Below are 16,072 nucleotides of genomic sequence, written 5' to 3' on the forward strand. Positions count from 1 at the left end.
GGAGAGTTCACGTTACCCCTCATCGCGCGGATGCCGGGATATGGTCCACGGATCGGTGCGGATGTCGAGGACACGGGTCTCGACACCGGCCCGCTCGGCAATGAGTTCCGCGGCGTGGGCACACCAAGGCGATTCACTCGCCCAGTGTGCGGTGTCGATCACGGCTGGACCACCGGCACGCAGGTGCTCATCCACGGGGTGGTGCCGGAGGTCGGAGGTGAGGAACACGTCGATATCCCCCATCTCTGCGACGGTGCCGAGAAAACTGTCCCCGGACCCGGAGCACACCGCGACCCGCTGGACCATCCGGTCCGGATCGCCGGCTGCGCGCACGCCCCATTCTGTGACGGGGAGGCGGTCCGCGACCTGCTGCACGAAGTCGGCGAAGCGCATCGCTTCCGGTAGATCGCCGATGCGCCCGAGTCCCGGCGCGGTCTTCGGATCACCCGCGTCCTCTGTGGTGGTGATGTCGAAAGCGGGTTCCTCGTACGGATGGGCGGCGCGCAGAGCCGCGGTGATCGCTTCGCGGCGCGACCGGGGCGCGACGAACTCCACGCGAACCTCGTCGACGTACTCGAGGTTCCCGACTGTCCCGAGCGTCGGGTTGGCCCCGTCGACGGGACGGAACTGACCCTGCCCCGGGAACTGGAAGGAGCATTCACGGTAGTCGCCGATGGCCCCGGCACCGGCGGCGAACAGTGCCTTCTTCACCGTGCCGACGTCTGCGGCGGGAACCTGGACACCCCACTTGTCGAGTCCATCGCCGTACTTCGGCGCGACCGGACGACCCGGGGTGATCCCGATGGCCTCGGCGAGGGCGTCGTTGACGCCGGGGCGGGCGGAATCTGCGTTGGTGTGCGCCGCGAACAACGCCACTCCCCCGCGAATCAGAGTGTGCAGCACCCGTCCCTTCGGGGTGTCCGCCGCGACGCTGTCGACGCCACGCAGAAGGAGCGGGTGGTGGACGATGAGCATGTCGGCACCGGCGTCGACCGCGGCACGGGCGACCGCGTCAGTGCAGTCCAGCGCGAAGGCGACCCTGGTCACGGGGGCGTCGGGGTCACCGCAGATCAGTCCGACGCTGTCCCAGCTCTCCGCGAGGTGAGGCGGGTAGGCGGTGTCCATGATCCGGCGGATCTCGGCGACGGTGCTGGTCATTGTCGTTCTCTTTCCTTGACGTTGTTCGGGGTGTGTCCGGTGACTGCCTCCACCAGTGTGGCAACTTCCCGGGTGTCGCGCACAGCCAGCCGCCAGTAGGTACGGTCCAGCCCGGGGAAGGTGTCGCAGCGACGGACGATGACACCCCGCGCGGCGAGCGCGACACGGGTGGCTTCCGGATCCTCGACGGGTGGTGTGACCAGTAGATACGGCGCCTGCGACGGGGTGTGGACGGTGAAACCGGCTGCGGTGAGTACCTCGGTCATCGTCGTACGCTGGCGCTCCACGGTGTCCCTCTCCGCGGCGAGGAACTCTTCACCGTCACGCAGTGCGGACCGGATCGCGGTGGCCTGCAGGGTGCCGACCGCCCAGTGTGGCCGCCGGGAGGAAAGTCTGTGCACCAGGTCCGGCACCGCAAGCAGATAGCCGCACCGGAGTCCGGCGAGGGAGAAGGTCTTGGTGAGGCTACGCAGCACCACAAGCCCCGGGTGCCGAGCGACCTCCCCCGCGAGTGAATGACTCTCGTCTGTCAGGTCCATGAACGCCTCGTCGACGACGGTGATCCGCCCCGGACGGCACCACCCGAGGATCGTCTCAGCTGGGTGCAGCACCCCGGTCGGGTTCGTGGGGTTGCCGATGACCACCAGATCGGTGTCCTCGGGGGGTGTCCGGCCGGTCAGGGTGAACGGGGCGGCCAGCTCCATGCGCTCCACCGCCGCACCCGCGGCCCGGAGCGCCACCTCGGGTTCGGTGAATCCGGGGTGCACCACCACCGGGTGCTCGGCACGGAGTCCCGCGATGAGGGAGAACCCTTCCGCGGCACCGGACAGCAGCAGCACGCACTCCGGATTCACGCCGTGGTACTCGGCCACGCTCTCCCGCGCGTCGTCGATGAGTGCCGTCGGTGGGTAGGTGCCGAGCCCCGGTATCGCGTCGCGCAGCCCGGCGGCCAGCCACTCCGGGGGACCCGGGGCACGCACGTTCACGGCGAAATCCACGATCCCCCGACCGTCGTCCACCACTCCGGCGGCCGCCAGGTCGCCGTGGTACCGCAGGAGGTCATCCTCATTCACACTGCCCAGGTTACGTTCTGACACACTGGGAAGTGTGAAAACTCTGCTGATAGACGTTGACGGCACACTCATCGACTCCTACCCGGGAATCCGGGCCAGTTTCCTCCACACACTCGATGCCATGGGTCACCCGCACCCTGGCGAGGACATCCTCTCCCGGATCGCAGGCCCCCCGATGGAGCAGACCATGCGGGCCGTCGGCATGACCCCGGATGAGGCACATCAGGCCGTCGAGATTTACCTCCGCCACTACGGCGAGGGGTCCTGGGCGAATGCCGAGCCCTACCCCGGCATGCGGGAACTCCTCGCACGGTGGAAGGAGAAAGGGTTCCAGGTCTGCACCGCGACTTCCAAGGGGGAACACTTCGCCCGACAGTCCCTTGAGCTCTACGGGATGATCGACTTCATCGATTTCCTCGGTGCCGCGGAGGAGAACGGGCCGCGGCGCTCCAAGGAGTCAGTCATCGCCCACGTCCTCGACTCCCTGGCTCTCCGCGGAACCCAACCCGATATCCTCATGATCGGCGATCGCATCCACGATTTCGACGGCGCGGCCACTTTCGGAATCGATGCAGTAGCCTGTGCCTGGGGATACGGCGACGCCGACGAACACGCCAAGGCACGCTGGACAGCGACCAACACCCGTCACCTGGAGGACATAGTCGATGAGTGGAACGAACAGAGTTAGGGAACGCACCGAGGACGTCTACATCGTCTTCGTGTGCACCGGCAATATCTGCCGCTCCCCCATGGCGGAGGTCATCATGCGCGACGCCGTCGAGGACGCCGGACTCACCAGCCAGGTTCTCCTCCGATCCTGCGGCATGGGTGGTTGGCACGTCGGCCAGCCCGCCGATGAGCGGGCGCTCGCGGAGCTCCAATCCTCGGGGCACGACGGCTCGGACCACCGCGCCAGCCAGTTCGGTGACGAACACCGCGACGCCGACCTGCTCATCGCCCTCGATTCCGGGCACGTCCGCGCACTGCGCGGCGCCGGCGTACCGCGGGAACGGATCCGGCTGCTGCGCAGTTTCGATCCCGCAGCGGGCGATGGGGACTGCGCCGACCCGTATTACGGCAGCGCCGATGATTTCACCGTGGTCCGCGAGCAGATCGATGCCGCCGTCCCCGGGCTCATCAACTGGGTTAGAGAGACCTGCGCGGACATGTCGGGGCGGTGATTTTCGGTAGTTCCACCGGCGGGCACTAGACTGGCCGGTGTGAACGCCAGAGCAGTACGCCCCGGAGGATCCACGGGTCCACTGTCGGTGCTCAGGGTGTTTCTCACACCTGGCTGGGTCATCACCGCCGTCGTGGTGATCATCTTCGCCTACACCGCCTTCACCGTTCTGGCCCCCTGGCAGCTGGGGAAGAACGAGGCCACCAGCGCCCGAAACCAGCGCATTGACCAGGCATTCAACACTGATCCGGTCCCCGTCGCTACCCTCGTGGGGCCCGACGGGGTCGTCGACCCCGATCTGGAGTGGCGCCGGGTGACGCTCGACGGACACTACCTACCGGACGACGAGGTGTTGCTGCGGCTACGGCCCGTCGATCACCAGCCAGCGGTCCAGGGTCTCATCCCCTTCGAACTCGACGACGGCACGACTCTCCTGGTCAACCGCGGCTGGCTCCCGGTCGAGGCCGGGCAGATACCGGAGGTTCCCGCAGCGCCCGGTGAGGAGGTCACCATCTCGGGGTATCTCCGCCGGACCGAGGCGGTCCCCGAACGCTCCCCCGTCACCGAACAGAATCACACCCAGGTCCACGGGATCTCCACGGAGCAGATAGCTGAGCTCACGGGTGTCCCGCTCGGGAGGGACTACATCCAGCTTTCCGCAGGTTCCCCTGGAGAACTGGAGCCCATCCCACTCCCGAAGCTCGATGCGGGCCCCTATCTCTCGTACGGGGTCCAGTGGATCGCCTTCGGGATCATGGCACCACTGGGACTCGGCTACTTCATCTGGGCCGAGATCCGGGAACGCCGCCGGGAACGGGACGAGGAGGCGTCCGCCGCAGCAGCCGCCCCGGTATCGACCGGTGGCCCGGGTGGGGACACCGATCCTCCGGAACGCGCCCCGACGCGTCGCGACACTGAGGCGCAGGACGTGGTGGCCGAAACGACGCCCCCCGTGCCACAGCCGCAGCCCCGGGAACGACGCCGCAGACGAGCGCGCTACGGTTCCGGACACACCGATCACTACCGCACCATCGCCGAGAAGAATGAAGAGAGGTTCTAGCCGTGGACAACACCATCCAACCCCTGGTCAGCCGCACCTTGCACCGCGAGGACGGAAGCTCCGTCACCGTGGAGATCGCGGCCCCTGTCAACCGCGGCGAGGATTTCTGGGAGACCCGCTGGCGAATCACCGGGCTCCCGGAGGGCGATGTCGAACTCGCATCGGGAGGCGTCGACTCCATGCAGTCGCTCCTCGCTGCTCTCGCCATGTCGGGCGACCGCGTGGCCGAAGATTCCTCGCTCAGTTTCCTGGAGGGCCCGGGAACCGGGTTGCTGCACTCCGGGAAGCGTGAGGACGGCTTCTACACTGCTGTTCTGCGGATGCCGACGTAGAGCACACGGTTCAGCCACCCGTCCTGGTACGACCACCGCGTAACAGGACCGTCGCCGCCGCGGTAACGACGGTGACGATGGCCTGGGTCCTCCTGGACAGCCTGACGGCGTCGCGGATCGCAGCCACATCCGGTGGTCGGCCCGTACCGAGGACGGGCCGGTTCTCGACTCCGTGCGCATAGGCGGTGGCACCCCCGAGGCGCACGCCCAGCGCGGCCGCAGCGGTTGCTTCCACAATGCCGGCATTGGGGCTCGGGTGAGACGGTGCATCCTCCCGCCAGGCACGTACGGCGTCAGTCCCCCGTCCCGCGGCGGCGGCCAGTCCGGTGTGCACCAGGGCCGTAGTCCGGGCGGGCAGCCATGCCAGTACGTCATCCATTCGGGCGGCCGCCCATCCGAAGTTCCGGTAGCGGTCGTTCCGGTAACCGACCATCGCATCGAGCGTGTTGACCGCCCGGTGCGCGACCACCGCCGGTGCACCACCGATCGCCGCCCAGACCAACGGTGCGATGGCAGCATCGGAAGTGTTCTCCGCAAGCGACTCGACCGCGGCTCTCGCCATGTCCCCGCCGTCGAGAAGCGCAGGATCACGGGAACACAGCCACGGCACCAGTTCCCGCGCAGTGGTCGTGTCCCCGCACTCGAGGGCATCCGCCATCCGGGTACCGGTCCGCTCCAGCATCGTGCCGCCCAGAGCCGCCCACAAGCAGACGGTGTTCGTCAACCGGGGGGCGTGACGTGACGCGATCACCGTCACAGCCACCGGAAGGGCCACCGAGAGCACGAGATGCACGCACCCTGCGGCCCTTGAGTCCCGGTAGCAGCGCCTCTCCAACCACGCGGCCCAGGTCCCGAACAGAGCGACCGGATGTCCACGCCGGGGATCCGGGATCACCCGATCGGCGAGGACCCCGGCGAGGATCCCGGTACTCACGGTGTCTCCCCGCCGTGGACCTGTCCGAGAAACTCGAGTACCACGTCCCGAGACCGCGTGGCTGCCGCGCCGGATGAGGTCCGGTCACCGCCGAGCAGTACCGTGGACCCGTAGGCGGTGGCTGTATCGGGTATGGGCAGTCCCGCCGGGGTGAACGGCCACCCGACCCCGTGTCCGGCACCCGGGTACACGACGGCGTAGGCGTCGATTCCGGCCTCGGCGGCATGCTGGGCCAGTGCCCCAGCCATGGTCTCGGAATCCCACACCGCGTCAGAGGTTCCTGCGGTGACCAGCAGCGGACCACGAATGTGTTCGACCGGAATCCGGGCCGCGGCCACGGCTTCGTTCCCGGCCTCGCGGCGCGCGTCCGCGTAGTAGCTGGCGAGTTCCAGTGGTCTGTGGGCCAATGCCGGTCGAAGCCTCGACCGGAGGCGGGCGAAGACCGAGCCGAGTTCCGGGGCGGGTAGGTCCAACACCGGGCAGGCATCTCCGAGGTACGTCGTGGCCGAGGGGGCCGCGTGTGGATCGTTCGTGCGGACGTCCGTAGGCGAATGCGCGACGACCGGGCCGACCAGGTCAGGCTCCCCCACAGCGAGGAGCAACGCGAGTTCCGCCCCCCGTCCCCGCCCGATCAGTGCGACACGGTCACCGGCGACCAGCTGGTGATCCACGAACACACGGAGCGCCGCACGGAGGTCCCCAACATCGACTCCACCGGATTCCCGCGGGAACCAGTCCCAGGCGACGGTGGACCAGCCACGGTCCGCGAGCTCGGCTGCCGCTGCTGCCGGAAGACCACCCTCGGCACCGCCGAGCAGCACCACTCCGGGATGCGGCGCACCATCGTCGGGGACGAAGAAACGCGCCGCCGTGATTCCCGGCGCCGTCGGCGCGCCGACCTCGCGGGCGCGCCGTCCGATCGTACGTGACGCACCGGCACCGAGGGCTGCACCGGTGCTCCGGACGCGAATGTCCAGTCCGACCGCGCCGGACGGTTCCAGGGAGAACCCGTAACCGGGTGTTCCGTGCTCCGGTCGGAGCGTCCACAACGGCCCCAGACTGTTCGCGGGACTCCATTCAGCGGACCCCGGCAGGGATGAGCAGGTGTCCACTCGTCCCTCGCTGTCGGCAGTGAACTCGGTCAGCGAGGACCAGGCGACCCCTGCAGCATCCGTGGTCCGGACGCCGATCCGCACCACTCCACCCGGGGACACGTCCGAGACACGTATCGGGAATGGGTCGCTGAGTCCAGAAACCGGGGGAACATCGAGAAACATATCCGCCATCGTAGCGCCCCACCCTGCCCCTTTTCTCAGCCTGTGCAAAGGGCCGACCACCTGTATATTCTCCACACAGATGGCACACAGAAACGGCCCGCTCGACATTCTCGACCGGGCCGTTTCTGTTGTGGTGCGCCCTGACGGGCTCGAACCGCCGACCTGCTGGGTGTAAACCAGCTGCTCTTCCAGCTGAGCTAAAGGCGCGCGCACCGAACTCGAGCACGACTGCTCACGAGCACGGTCAACAACGACGGTAACTCTATCACGGGTCCCGTCGGATCAACGAAGTTAGCGCTTCTTCCCGCTCTGCACGAGGCAGGACCCCTGCCATGCGCCGAGTCGCTCGGCGGACGTCTGGACGAGTCCCGCGAGCTGGGCGGACTCCGCGATCAGCCCGGGTTCAATGTGTCCCGGTCTACCCGCCCCCGGGGTCAGCAACCAGATCCGACCATTCTCGGCGATGGGTCGGATCGAGTCGACCAACCCGTCCACGAGATCACCGTCTTCTTCGCGCCACCACAGCAGAACGATGTCGCAGATTTCATCGGTGTCTTCATCAAGGAGAGCTTCCCCGATGACGTCTTCGACCGCTTCACTGATGTCGGTGTCGCAGTCTTCGTCCCAGCCGACCTCCTGGACGATGTGGTCCGGCTTGACCCCGAGAAGCATGGCGTAATCCTGGGCGCTTTCTTTGGCCGCGCCCGGAGCGTCGCTCACTGTGTATTTCCTCCTAAATATGATCCGGGAACGTGGCCCGCCCCTGTACCGGGCCGTGTGGCCGGGTAAAAAGGGACCGGAGTCTCCCCGGTTGATGTGATCTCGTTAGTACACGCTACCGGGTTTCCTCCGCCAATGGTCCATCACCCGGTGTTTTTCAGGAATTATTGCGCGCCACATCTTGCCCCCGAAACAACCTCTCCCGCGGTTCCATCACGCAACGAACCATAAAACCGGTGCTCACAACAGGTTTGTTCCAGAAGGTATCGCCCGGGACGCCGATATCTCGGCGGGACCCGTATCCTTGTGGGGACACGTGCGTTTCCCCACTGACCGTGGGGACGGGTACACCTTCCGGAAGGATCCCCCGAACAGGGGTCCCCCGGGGCCGGACAGCCCGAACACAGGCGCCAGATGATTGATCCACAGGAGGATTCGGTATGTCCCAGAAGAAGGACACCACGACCAACCCGTCCGATGACAGCAACTTTGCACTTATCCGGGACGGTGTCGCGTCGTATCTGAACGACTCGGACCCCGAGGAGACCCGCGAGTGGATGGAGTCCCTGGACGGGCTTCTCGCTGAGGCCACCCCTGACCGCGCTCGATTCCTCATGCTCCGCCTTCTGGAGCGTGCCACGGCGAAACGGGTCCCCCTACCTCCGCTCACCTCCACGGACTATGTCAACTCCATCCCGACCGAGATGGAGCCCGAGTTCCCGGGCGACGAGTCCATCGAACGCCGTTACCGCAAGTGGATGCGCTGGAATGCCGCGATCATGGTGCACCGTGCCCAGCGACCTGGAATTGAGGTCGGCGGACACATTTCCACCTACGCGTCCTCCGCTCCGTTGTACGAGGTGGGCTTCAACTACTTCTTCCGCGGAAAGGACCATCCCGGCGGCGGTGACCAGGTATTCTTCCAGGGGCATGCCTCCCCCGGTGTGTATGCCCGCGCATTCCTCGAGGGCCGGCTCAGCGAGGATGACATGGATGGTTTCCGGCAGGAGGTCTCCCGTCCGCAGGGGGGCATGCCCAGTTACCCGCACCCGCACGGCATGCCCGAGTTCTGGGAGTTCCCGACCGTGTCGATGGGCCTCGGCCCGATGGACGCGATCTACCAGGCGCGGTTCAACCGCTACCTGCACAACCGCGGAATCAAGGACACCTCGCAACAGCACGTCTGGGCGTTCCTCGGTGACGGTGAGATGGATGAGCCTGAATCGCGTGGCCTGATCCAGCTCGCCGCTCTGAACAACCTCGACAACCTGACTTTCGTGATCAACTGTAACCTGCAGCGTCTCGATGGTCCCGTCCGTGGCAACACCAAGATCATCCAGGAACTCGAGTCCTTCTTCCGCGGTGCCGGCTGGTCAGTCATCAAGGTGGTCTGGGGCCGCGAGTGGGATGAGCTGTTCGAGCGGGACAAGACCGGTGAGCTCGTCCACCTGATGAACACCACCCCCGACGGCGACTTCCAGACGTTCCGGGCCAACGACGGCAAGTTCGTTCGTGAGGAGTTCTTCAACCGCACACCGGAGACGAAGAAGCTCGTCGAGGACATGACCGACGAGGAGATCTGGAAGCTCAAGCGTGGTGGCCACGACTACCGCAAGATCTACGCCGCCTACCAGCGGGCGATGGAGACGAAGGACCGCCCGACGGTGATCCTGGCGCACACCATCAAGGGCTACGGGCTGGGACACAACTTCGAGGGCCGCAACGCCACCCACCAGATGAAGAAACTCACCCTCGATGATCTGAAGCTGTTCCGCGACAAGCAGCAGATCCCGATCTCCGACGAGGAACTCGAGAAGGATCCCTACCTTCCGCCGTACTACCACCCCGGTAGGGACTCCGAGGAGATCAAGTACATGCTCGAGCGCCGCCGGGAGCTCGGCGGCTTCGTGCCCGAGCGCCGCGATTCCTACACGCCACTCGAGGTCCCGGACATGGATGCACTGAAATCACTCCGGAAGGGATCCGGCAAGCAGCAGGTAGCCACGACCATGGCCCTCGTGCGTACCTTCAAGGAACTCATGCGCGACAAGGAGCTGCGCGAGCGGTTCGTCCCGATCATCCCCGATGAGGCACGTACCTTCGGCATGGACTCCTGGTTCCCCACACTGAAGATCTACAATCCCCACGGTCAGAAGTACACCCCAGTCGACCACGACCTCATGCTCTCCTACCGTGAGGCCGTCGACGGCCAGATCATGCACGAGGGCATCAACGAAGCCGGCTCCATGGGTGAGTTCATGGCCGCGGGTACGTCATACGCCACCCACGGTGAGCCGATGATCCCGCTCTACATCTTCTACTCGATGTTCGGTTTCCAGCGCACCGGCGACTCGATCTGGGCCGCCGCCGACCAGATGGCACGCGGATTCCTCCTCGGCGCGACGGCTGGACGCACCACCCTGACCGGTGAGGGCCTGCAGCACATGGACGGCCACTCCCCGATCCTGGCGTCCACCAACCCGGCCGTCATCACCTATGACCCGGCGTTCGCTTACGAGCTGGCTCATCTGATCCGTGAGGGCATCGACCGGATGTACGGTCCGGGCCGCGGCGAGAACGTGATTTACTACATCACGATCTACAACGAGCCGACGCCCCAGCCGAAGGAGCCGGAGAACCTGGATGTGGAGGGCCTGCACAAGGGCATCTACCTCTATGATCCCGCCGGTGAAGGTGCAGGCCACGAAGCCTCGATTCTCGCCTCCGGCATCGGTATGCAGGCTGCGCTCAAAGCCAAGAGAATCCTGGGCGAGGAGTACGGTGTGCGCACCAACATCTTCTCCGTCACCTCCTGGAACGAACTCGCCCGCGACGGCCAGGCCCATGACCTCCAGCAACTGCGTCACCCCGCCGAGGAGTTCGAGGCCCCGTTCGTGCAGCGCAAGCTCGCTGACGTCGAGGGGCCGTTCGTCGCGGTCTCCGACTTCGCCACCACGCTGCCGGAGCAGATCCGCAAGTGGGTGCCGGGGGACTACACCACTCTCGGGACCGACGGTTTCGGTTTCTCTGACACCCGCCGGGCGGCCCGCCGGTTCTTCAACACTGACGCCGAATCCGTCGTCGTGGCCGTTCTCGCGGCCCTCGCCCGTGAGGGCGCAATCGATGTCTCCGTGGCGGACAATGCCGCCACGAAGTTCGAGATCACGGATCCGACGGTAGTCTGACCGGGTCGTCGACGCTTCTCCTTGAAGGGCTTTCGCCCCGGAAATTGAGTTTCCGGGGCGAAAGCCCTTCTCTTAGGCAATCCTTAAATATCCCCATAGACGATCAGCGGCACGCCGCCCGGGACTGCCCCACTAGTATCGTTGACATGGATTCAACGCTGGGCGGGTCAGGAACAACCGGTGGGTCCGGTGAGATCCCGCACCGTCAACTACGTGATGAGACCGAAGCGGAACTGATCAGGGCCGTGGGGCGGGGACAGCTGGATCTCGGAACGTTCAGTGAGCTGTCCGCGGCGGTTTGGGCCGCCGAGAATCCCGACGACATCCGCGCGATCGTCCCACGAGTCGCTGCACCGATCCCGGATCGTGCAGGTTTCCCGGCTCCCGCCCGGAAAACCATCACCGCTGTGCTCGGGGACGTCACCAGGCGAGGCGCCTGGTGTCTGCCCCGGGAGCTGCGGATCCATCCGCTCCTCGGGGATGTCACACTGGATCTGCGGGAGACCACGATGGAATCCAATTCGTGTCGCATCACGTTGATGGGCCTGTTCGGAGACTGCACGATGATCATCCCGGAAGGGGTGTCTGTGAGCGTGACCACGACGACGATATTGGGCGATATTCGCATCGCGGAGACAGGTCGGCCCAGAGGTCCCGAGATCGAGGTCGGGGGATTCATTTTCGGCGGCGATATCAAGGTGAAGACCCTGGCACCGGGACAGTCCGCAGGAAGCGGTGGCTGGTTCGACTTCCTCCGGTGATGTTCAGCTCGTGTGGGGAACCGCTGGGTGCTCCGCCAGGATGGCTTCGTCGATGATCCGGTTGATGGAATCGGGTGCCTCGAGGATCACCATGTGCCCGGCATCGGGAATGACCCGAAGTTTCGCTCCGGGCCAGAGTTCGACGGCGCGTTCCGCCTGCTCCACGGGGGTCACATTGTCTTTGTCACCGACCACCACATATCCGGGAACCTCACTCAGATAGGGCGCCGCAGCGAGTTCCTCGTGGCTCTGGAGCTCCGAGAAAAACCCGATGTAGGTCTCTGCCGGGGTCTCGTGGATCTGGTCGGCGTGAAATTCGATGACATCGTAGTCGGTGCCGTTACGCTGGAAGATCGTCACGGCCAGCAGGGGCGCCAGCATCTCCATCATCTCTTTCCGGATCCTGTCGGATTCCTCCGGATTCCGGGAAATGACCCCGTGCACCTTATCTGCCACAGGATTATCGATGATCTGGGCGATGCCACCGGACGCCATCGGTTCCATCGCGGTGGAAACGGTGATCACACCACCGATGCGGCTGCGCAGTTCCTCCCCACAGCGCCGGACGAGACTCATCAGGATCATTCCTCCCATGGAGTGACCGACCAAGATGACTCTGCCGGTTGGAACCCGTTCTGCGATCACCGCCAGGACGTCATCTCCTGCTCCGTCGATCGTGCAACGTTCGGGCGGGACCATTCCGGTGGCGCCATGGCCGCGGAGATCAAGGAGCACGGACCGGACATCAGGGTGGTCGCGACGCAGGTGATCCACCTGGAAGAACCATGATTCGGCGGTCAGCGTGAATCCGTGCACGAAGACGACGGTGGTGTCCGCGTGTTCCGGACCGATCTCGTAGTAGTGGAGGTCGATTCCATCGTTGGCCACGATTCCACGACGGTCGATGTCGGTGAGTCCGGGGCGGATCCCATCCGTCTGTATGCCTGCACGAACGGTGCGAAGACCGGAGCGCCCCCACGGGGTTATCCGGTGGGAGATGCGGCGTAGCGCGTTTGCTGCGCGCCCGGGATCCAGGACCATGACGTCCTTCCTGATGGTTGAGCTGACGGGAATGATTGATCACACACTACCGTCTCCAGGCCCGTTGGTCTGACACGGTCGCGTGCCAGTAACCTGAGCAGTGGCAGTACTGCCTCAACCCGGTCGATCAATAGCGAAGGACCCCCGCCGAGATGTCACTCACCGAACCCATCACCCACGCCGCCGAGCCGGGTACCGGCACGCTGACCTCCGTCATGGACATCATCGCGACCGCCACGGGCCTTGAACCGGAGGAAGTGGACGCTGAAGCCCGGATCGCTGATCTCGCCATCGACTCCCTGTCACTCGTCGAGATAGCTGTGCGCCTGGAGGATGCATTCGGGATCCGGATCGTCGACACCGACATGGACCGTTTCGGCACTGTCGCCGACATCGTGACGCTCGTCGAGGAGCGTGCCGCCGGTGGCCCCTCTGATTGATCCTCCGGGTGGCTGTGAAAGCCATCACCCGTCCTCCGTCGATTGAATGTCCGAAACCGTCAGCTCCACATCAAATTCGTGCGCGGAACCGAGTCCGTCCAAGAGCCTGGACAGGCGGAGGAGTTCTTTTCGGGCACCACTCAGCAGTTGATCACAATCGACGGCCCGCGGCACGGTGTCAGAGCGGTGCCAGCGCGTACACCACTCAGCGGTCAGTGGATCGACCCCCGGTGGCACCGCAATTCCCGGTGTCGGCAGGCACACAGCCATGGCGGACTCGACCACCGGCCGGAGCGTGACCGGTAGCCCGATGATATGGAGACGCGCATAGACAACGTCCGCCTGAGCAGCAGCGAACGGATTCGGCGTGGTGGTGCCGTAGCCGTCGCGTAGGGCAGGCGTTGTAGAGCATGATGATTGCTGTGTCACGGATGTCCTCGCAATGGGCAGCACGAACACCATGTCATCACGGCTGAAACGCACGATGGTTACATCATGCGGGTGATCCCGTGGTGGACACGGTGCAAGACGAGGTTCGTCTTCCCCAACGGCCTCTGTCCGCGCCCCCGCCTGTCCGACTAAACTCCTGCCCCGTGAAAAGAGCTATCAGAGAGCAATGGATGAACAACAGCGGGCTATCCTGGCCCCAGTTTCAGGCAACATAGATCACACCGGCAACTCTCGACACCAACTTGATCCCCCCATTTTTTCAACCTCAAGTTGAGAATCACTCGGTGTCGAGTTTCCTCCACACCGCATCATTGGTCTCTGCCCAGAGCGGTTTCGCCCAGGCACCGAAATCCCGGTCGGTCAGCACGACCATCGCCCTCTTTGTCGGTCGATGCACCCAGAGATAAGTACCCGACTGGCCGAAATGCCCGGCCGTATCGCTCGGCATCGACGCCCCGGTCCAGTGCGGGTTCTTGCGACCCCGGATCTCGAAGCCGAGACCCCAGGGGCACGGTTTCTGCATGCCGTAGCCGGGAACCACGCCATCCAGTTCCGGGAACTGCACCTCGATCACTTCAGCCACGGTCACCGGATGGAGCAGGACCGGGTCAAGGATCTCTCGGGCGAAGACCGTCAGGTCCCGGACCGTGGACACCGCCCCGTGTCCGGCGGATCCCTCCAGCGAGGTCCCTGTCATACCGAGCGGAGCGAAGACCGCCTGCCGGAGATATGAGGCGAAATCCATCTCGGCTTCAGCGGCAATGACATCAGCGAGGATCTCGAAGCCTGCGGATGAGTAGATCCGCCTCACCCCTGGTGCCCGCTCCAGCTCCCGTGAGGCGAAACCAACGCCACCAGCATGGGAGAGAAGGTGCCGGACCGTCGCCCCATCTGGCCCGACCTCCGAATCCAACTCGAAGATCCCCTCCTCGACCGCCACGAGGACGCCCCAGGCGGAGAGTAGCTTGGTCACACTAGCCAGCTCATAGGGACGTTCAGCGTCACCAATGGATCGTACCTTCCCGTCCGCGATCACCGCCGCAGAGACGTGTTCGACGGGCCAACCCGCGAGGGAATCGAGGAGCTCGGTAGCGCTGCGCTGCATATCGGTGATTCTAACGGGTGTTTAAAATGAACTACCCCAAAAAGCCCGCCAACCGCCCACAGAGTTCTGGGAGCCCCTACTCCATGTCACCAACACCCTTCAGATCCCGAGCGGTACTTGCGACCCTGATCGCCACCGCCATCCTCACCACCACGACGAGCATCGCCACTGCGGCGCCCCCCGATCCGGCCCCTGAACCGGGACAGGACGCAGTCCTTTGGTCAGGACCACTGCCCGATCACGGTATTCCCGGACCAGAGCACCCCACCCGGGTCTTCACCGACGGCACCCCACTCGACATCAGCGATGACACGACATTCACCTACTCCACACTCAATTCGGACAACGTCGAGATTCCAGCTACCGCACTGCTGATGCGAACACACAGACCGTGGACTGGACCGGGGGAACGCCCCCTGGCGGTAATCGCACCCGTCACCCAGGGAATGGACGACGTGTGCGCGTTCTCCAACGTCGTCCGCACAGGTGTCACCTTCGACCCGGTGCACCCCGAGCTGTCCGCGACCGCACCGGACTATTTCCGTGCGCACCTCTTACTTGATCGAGGCATCGATGTCGTCGTCACCGACTATCCCGGACTTGGATCACCCGGCCTTCACCCCTACATGGACAACGTCGCAACGGGTCGCGCCGCAGCAGATGCAGGCATCGCAGCCCTGACTCTGCTCAACCGGCCGGGAGCTCCCGTTGTCGCCACCGGCCATTCACAGGGAGGAGCAGCGACGGGCTGGATGGCGGAGAACGCCCACGAGTACACCCCGGAACTCAATCTACGGGCGGTCGCGGTCTCTTCGCCTCCCTACAATTTCCGGCAACTGACAGCGGATGCTGATGGCAGCCTGACCATGGGGCTGATGCTGATGGCCACCGACACCCAGATGCGTCATTCCCCGACGATCCGGGCGGATATGGAGCGCATCCTCACCGACGAGGGCCGACAGATGATCGAGGACATGCGGCGAACATGCACCCCCGGAGTTTTTCTTCCGACAGCGTTCCGGAAGGCCTCGTCCCTCACCACCACGGGTGAGAGTCTCATCGATGTCATCGACCGGATGCCCGAGGTACGTGCAGAGTTCCACAGGCAGGAACTCGGGACCCGAGCACCGACTGTTCCCGTCCTGCTGACCTATCACATGTCTGATCTGGTGGTGAACGGCCACGACTCGAAGACTCTCGGGGAATCCTGGCGTGCCCACGGCGGAGATGTCAGCGTCATCGAGGCGCCGGATTCTCCGATCGCACGAGCACTGATGACCGGACACCCGGACCCGGCTGTGACACACGTTCCACCGATCGTCGATTGGTTGGCCCGGCACCTGGAGAACTGAGCCG

17 protein-coding genes and 1 tRNA gene are annotated in these 16,072 nt (G+C 64.9%); 8 read left to right on the forward strand and 10 right to left on the reverse strand.

Features of this window, described 5'->3' with window-relative positions; genetic code table 11:
• Nucleotides 1-12: 12 nt before the first annotated feature.
• Together JDV76_RS08190 and cobC are read right to left on the reverse strand one after the other, a co-directional pair.
• The gene (locus JDV76_RS08190; RefSeq protein ID WP_198736351.1) at nt 13-1,158 is read right to left on the reverse strand and encodes a Nif3-like dinuclear metal center hexameric protein; all 1,146 of its coding nucleotides are present in this window, start codon (nt 1,156-1,158) and stop codon (nt 13-15) included.
• On the reverse strand, nt 1,155-2,255 hold the full coding sequence (gene cobC, locus JDV76_RS08195; protein WP_248140783.1) for an Rv2231c family pyridoxal phosphate-dependent protein CobC: 1,101 nt from the start codon (nt 2,253-2,255) through the stop codon (nt 1,155-1,157). Before cobC ends, JDV76_RS08190 begins: the two co-directional genes overlap by 4 nt.
• A gap of 10 nt (nt 2,256-2,265) precedes the next feature.
• Here cobC and JDV76_RS08200 point away from each other — a divergent pair, with 10 nt between their 5' ends.
• Genes JDV76_RS08200 through JDV76_RS08215 form a run of 4 tightly spaced genes read left to right on the forward strand, consistent with a single transcriptional unit; the run spans nt 2,266 to nt 4,803 of the window.
• Nucleotides 2,266-2,919 (forward strand): HAD-IA family hydrolase, encoded by a 654-nt coding sequence (locus JDV76_RS08200; protein WP_198736353.1) that lies wholly within the window; start codon nt 2,266-2,268, stop codon nt 2,917-2,919.
• Complete coding sequence (locus JDV76_RS08205) at nt 2,897-3,412, forward strand: low molecular weight protein-tyrosine-phosphatase (protein ID WP_198736354.1); 516 nt, start codon at nt 2,897-2,899, stop codon at nt 3,410-3,412. Before JDV76_RS08200 ends, JDV76_RS08205 begins: the two co-directional genes overlap by 23 nt.
• A 39-nt stretch (nt 3,413-3,451) precedes the next feature.
• A complete protein-coding gene (locus JDV76_RS08210) occupies nt 3,452-4,471 on the forward strand; it encodes an SURF1 family cytochrome oxidase biogenesis protein (RefSeq protein WP_248140781.1) in 1,020 nt (339 codons plus the stop codon).
• A gap of 2 nt (nt 4,472-4,473) precedes the next feature.
• Complete coding sequence (locus tag JDV76_RS08215; protein ID WP_198736355.1) at nt 4,474-4,803, forward strand: DUF6968 family protein; 330 nt, start codon at nt 4,474-4,476, stop codon at nt 4,801-4,803.
• A 10-nt stretch (nt 4,804-4,813) separates the two neighbouring features.
• On the opposite strand, the gene JDV76_RS08220 is transcribed toward JDV76_RS08215, so the two are convergent.
• The 4 genes from JDV76_RS08220 to JDV76_RS08235 all read right to left on the reverse strand — a co-directional run bounded on the left by JDV76_RS08220 (nt 4,814) and on the right by JDV76_RS08235 (nt 7,686).
• Nucleotides 4,814-5,737, reverse strand: coding sequence for a cobalamin biosynthesis protein (locus JDV76_RS08220; RefSeq protein ID WP_198736356.1), 924 nt, complete (start codon nt 5,735-5,737; stop codon nt 4,814-4,816).
• On the reverse strand, nt 5,734-7,014 hold the full coding sequence (locus JDV76_RS08225) for an acyl-CoA thioesterase/bile acid-CoA:amino acid N-acyltransferase family protein (RefSeq protein WP_232958981.1): 1,281 nt from the start codon (nt 7,012-7,014) through the stop codon (nt 5,734-5,736). Before JDV76_RS08225 ends, JDV76_RS08220 begins: the two co-directional genes overlap by 4 nt.
• 131 nt (nt 7,015-7,145) lie before the next feature.
• Nucleotides 7,146-7,221 (reverse strand) — tRNA-Val (locus JDV76_RS08230).
• An 84-nt stretch (nt 7,222-7,305) separates the two neighbouring features.
• On the reverse strand, nt 7,306-7,686 hold the full coding sequence (locus JDV76_RS08235) for a DUF3052 domain-containing protein (RefSeq protein ID WP_198736468.1): 381 nt from the start codon (nt 7,684-7,686) through the stop codon (nt 7,306-7,308).
• A 488-nt stretch (nt 7,687-8,174) separates the two neighbouring features.
• On the opposite strand from JDV76_RS08235, the gene aceE reads away from it, so the two are divergent.
• The gene (aceE, locus tag JDV76_RS08240; protein WP_198736358.1) at nt 8,175-10,919 is read left to right on the forward strand and encodes a pyruvate dehydrogenase (acetyl-transferring), homodimeric type; all 2,745 of its coding nucleotides are present in this window, start codon (nt 8,175-8,177) and stop codon (nt 10,917-10,919) included.
• A gap of 146 nt (nt 10,920-11,065) precedes the next feature.
• Nucleotides 11,066-11,680: a LiaF domain-containing protein gene (locus JDV76_RS08245; protein WP_198736359.1), complete on the forward strand. Its 615-nt coding sequence runs from the start codon at nt 11,066-11,068 to the stop codon at nt 11,678-11,680.
• A 3-nt stretch (nt 11,681-11,683) separates the two neighbouring features.
• Here the strand turns inward: JDV76_RS08245 and JDV76_RS08250 are convergent, their stop codons facing one another.
• Both JDV76_RS08250 and JDV76_RS13040 read right to left on the reverse strand, forming a co-directional pair.
• Nucleotides 11,684-12,721, reverse strand: a complete 1,038-nt coding sequence (locus tag JDV76_RS08250) for an alpha/beta fold hydrolase (RefSeq protein WP_198736360.1) — start codon at nt 12,719-12,721, stop codon at nt 11,684-11,686.
• A 46-nt stretch (nt 12,722-12,767) separates the two neighbouring features.
• Complete coding sequence (locus JDV76_RS13040; RefSeq protein ID WP_418884421.1) at nt 12,768-12,839, reverse strand: hypothetical protein; 72 nt, start codon at nt 12,837-12,839, stop codon at nt 12,768-12,770.
• A gap of 34 nt (nt 12,840-12,873) precedes the next feature.
• On the opposite strand from JDV76_RS13040, the gene JDV76_RS08255 reads away from it, so the two are divergent.
• Complete coding sequence (locus JDV76_RS08255) at nt 12,874-13,161, forward strand: acyl carrier protein (RefSeq protein ID WP_198736361.1); 288 nt, start codon at nt 12,874-12,876, stop codon at nt 13,159-13,161.
• Nucleotides 13,162-13,185: 24 nt separating this feature from the next.
• On the opposite strand, the gene JDV76_RS08260 is transcribed toward JDV76_RS08255, so the two are convergent.
• Both JDV76_RS08260 and JDV76_RS08265 read right to left on the reverse strand, forming a co-directional pair.
• Nucleotides 13,186-13,590 carry a hypothetical protein gene (locus JDV76_RS08260; protein ID WP_198736362.1) on the reverse strand — a complete coding sequence of 135 codons (405 nt, stop codon included), beginning with the start codon at nt 13,588-13,590 and terminating at the stop codon, nt 13,186-13,188.
• A gap of 298 nt (nt 13,591-13,888) precedes the next feature.
• On the reverse strand, nt 13,889-14,716 hold the full coding sequence (locus tag JDV76_RS08265) for a serine hydrolase domain-containing protein (protein WP_198736363.1): 828 nt from the start codon (nt 14,714-14,716) through the stop codon (nt 13,889-13,891).
• A gap of 83 nt (nt 14,717-14,799) precedes the next feature.
• On the opposite strand from JDV76_RS08265, the gene JDV76_RS08270 reads away from it, so the two are divergent.
• Nucleotides 14,800-16,068, forward strand: a complete 1,269-nt coding sequence (locus JDV76_RS08270; RefSeq protein ID WP_198736364.1) for an alpha/beta fold hydrolase — start codon at nt 14,800-14,802, stop codon at nt 16,066-16,068.
• Nucleotides 16,069-16,072 lie beyond the last annotated feature (4 nt).

It is taken from the genome of Corynebacterium marambiense, from assembly GCF_016342275.1.
In the GTDB taxonomy this organism is placed as follows: Bacteria; Actinomycetota; Actinomycetes; order Mycobacteriales; family Mycobacteriaceae; genus Corynebacterium; species Corynebacterium marambiense.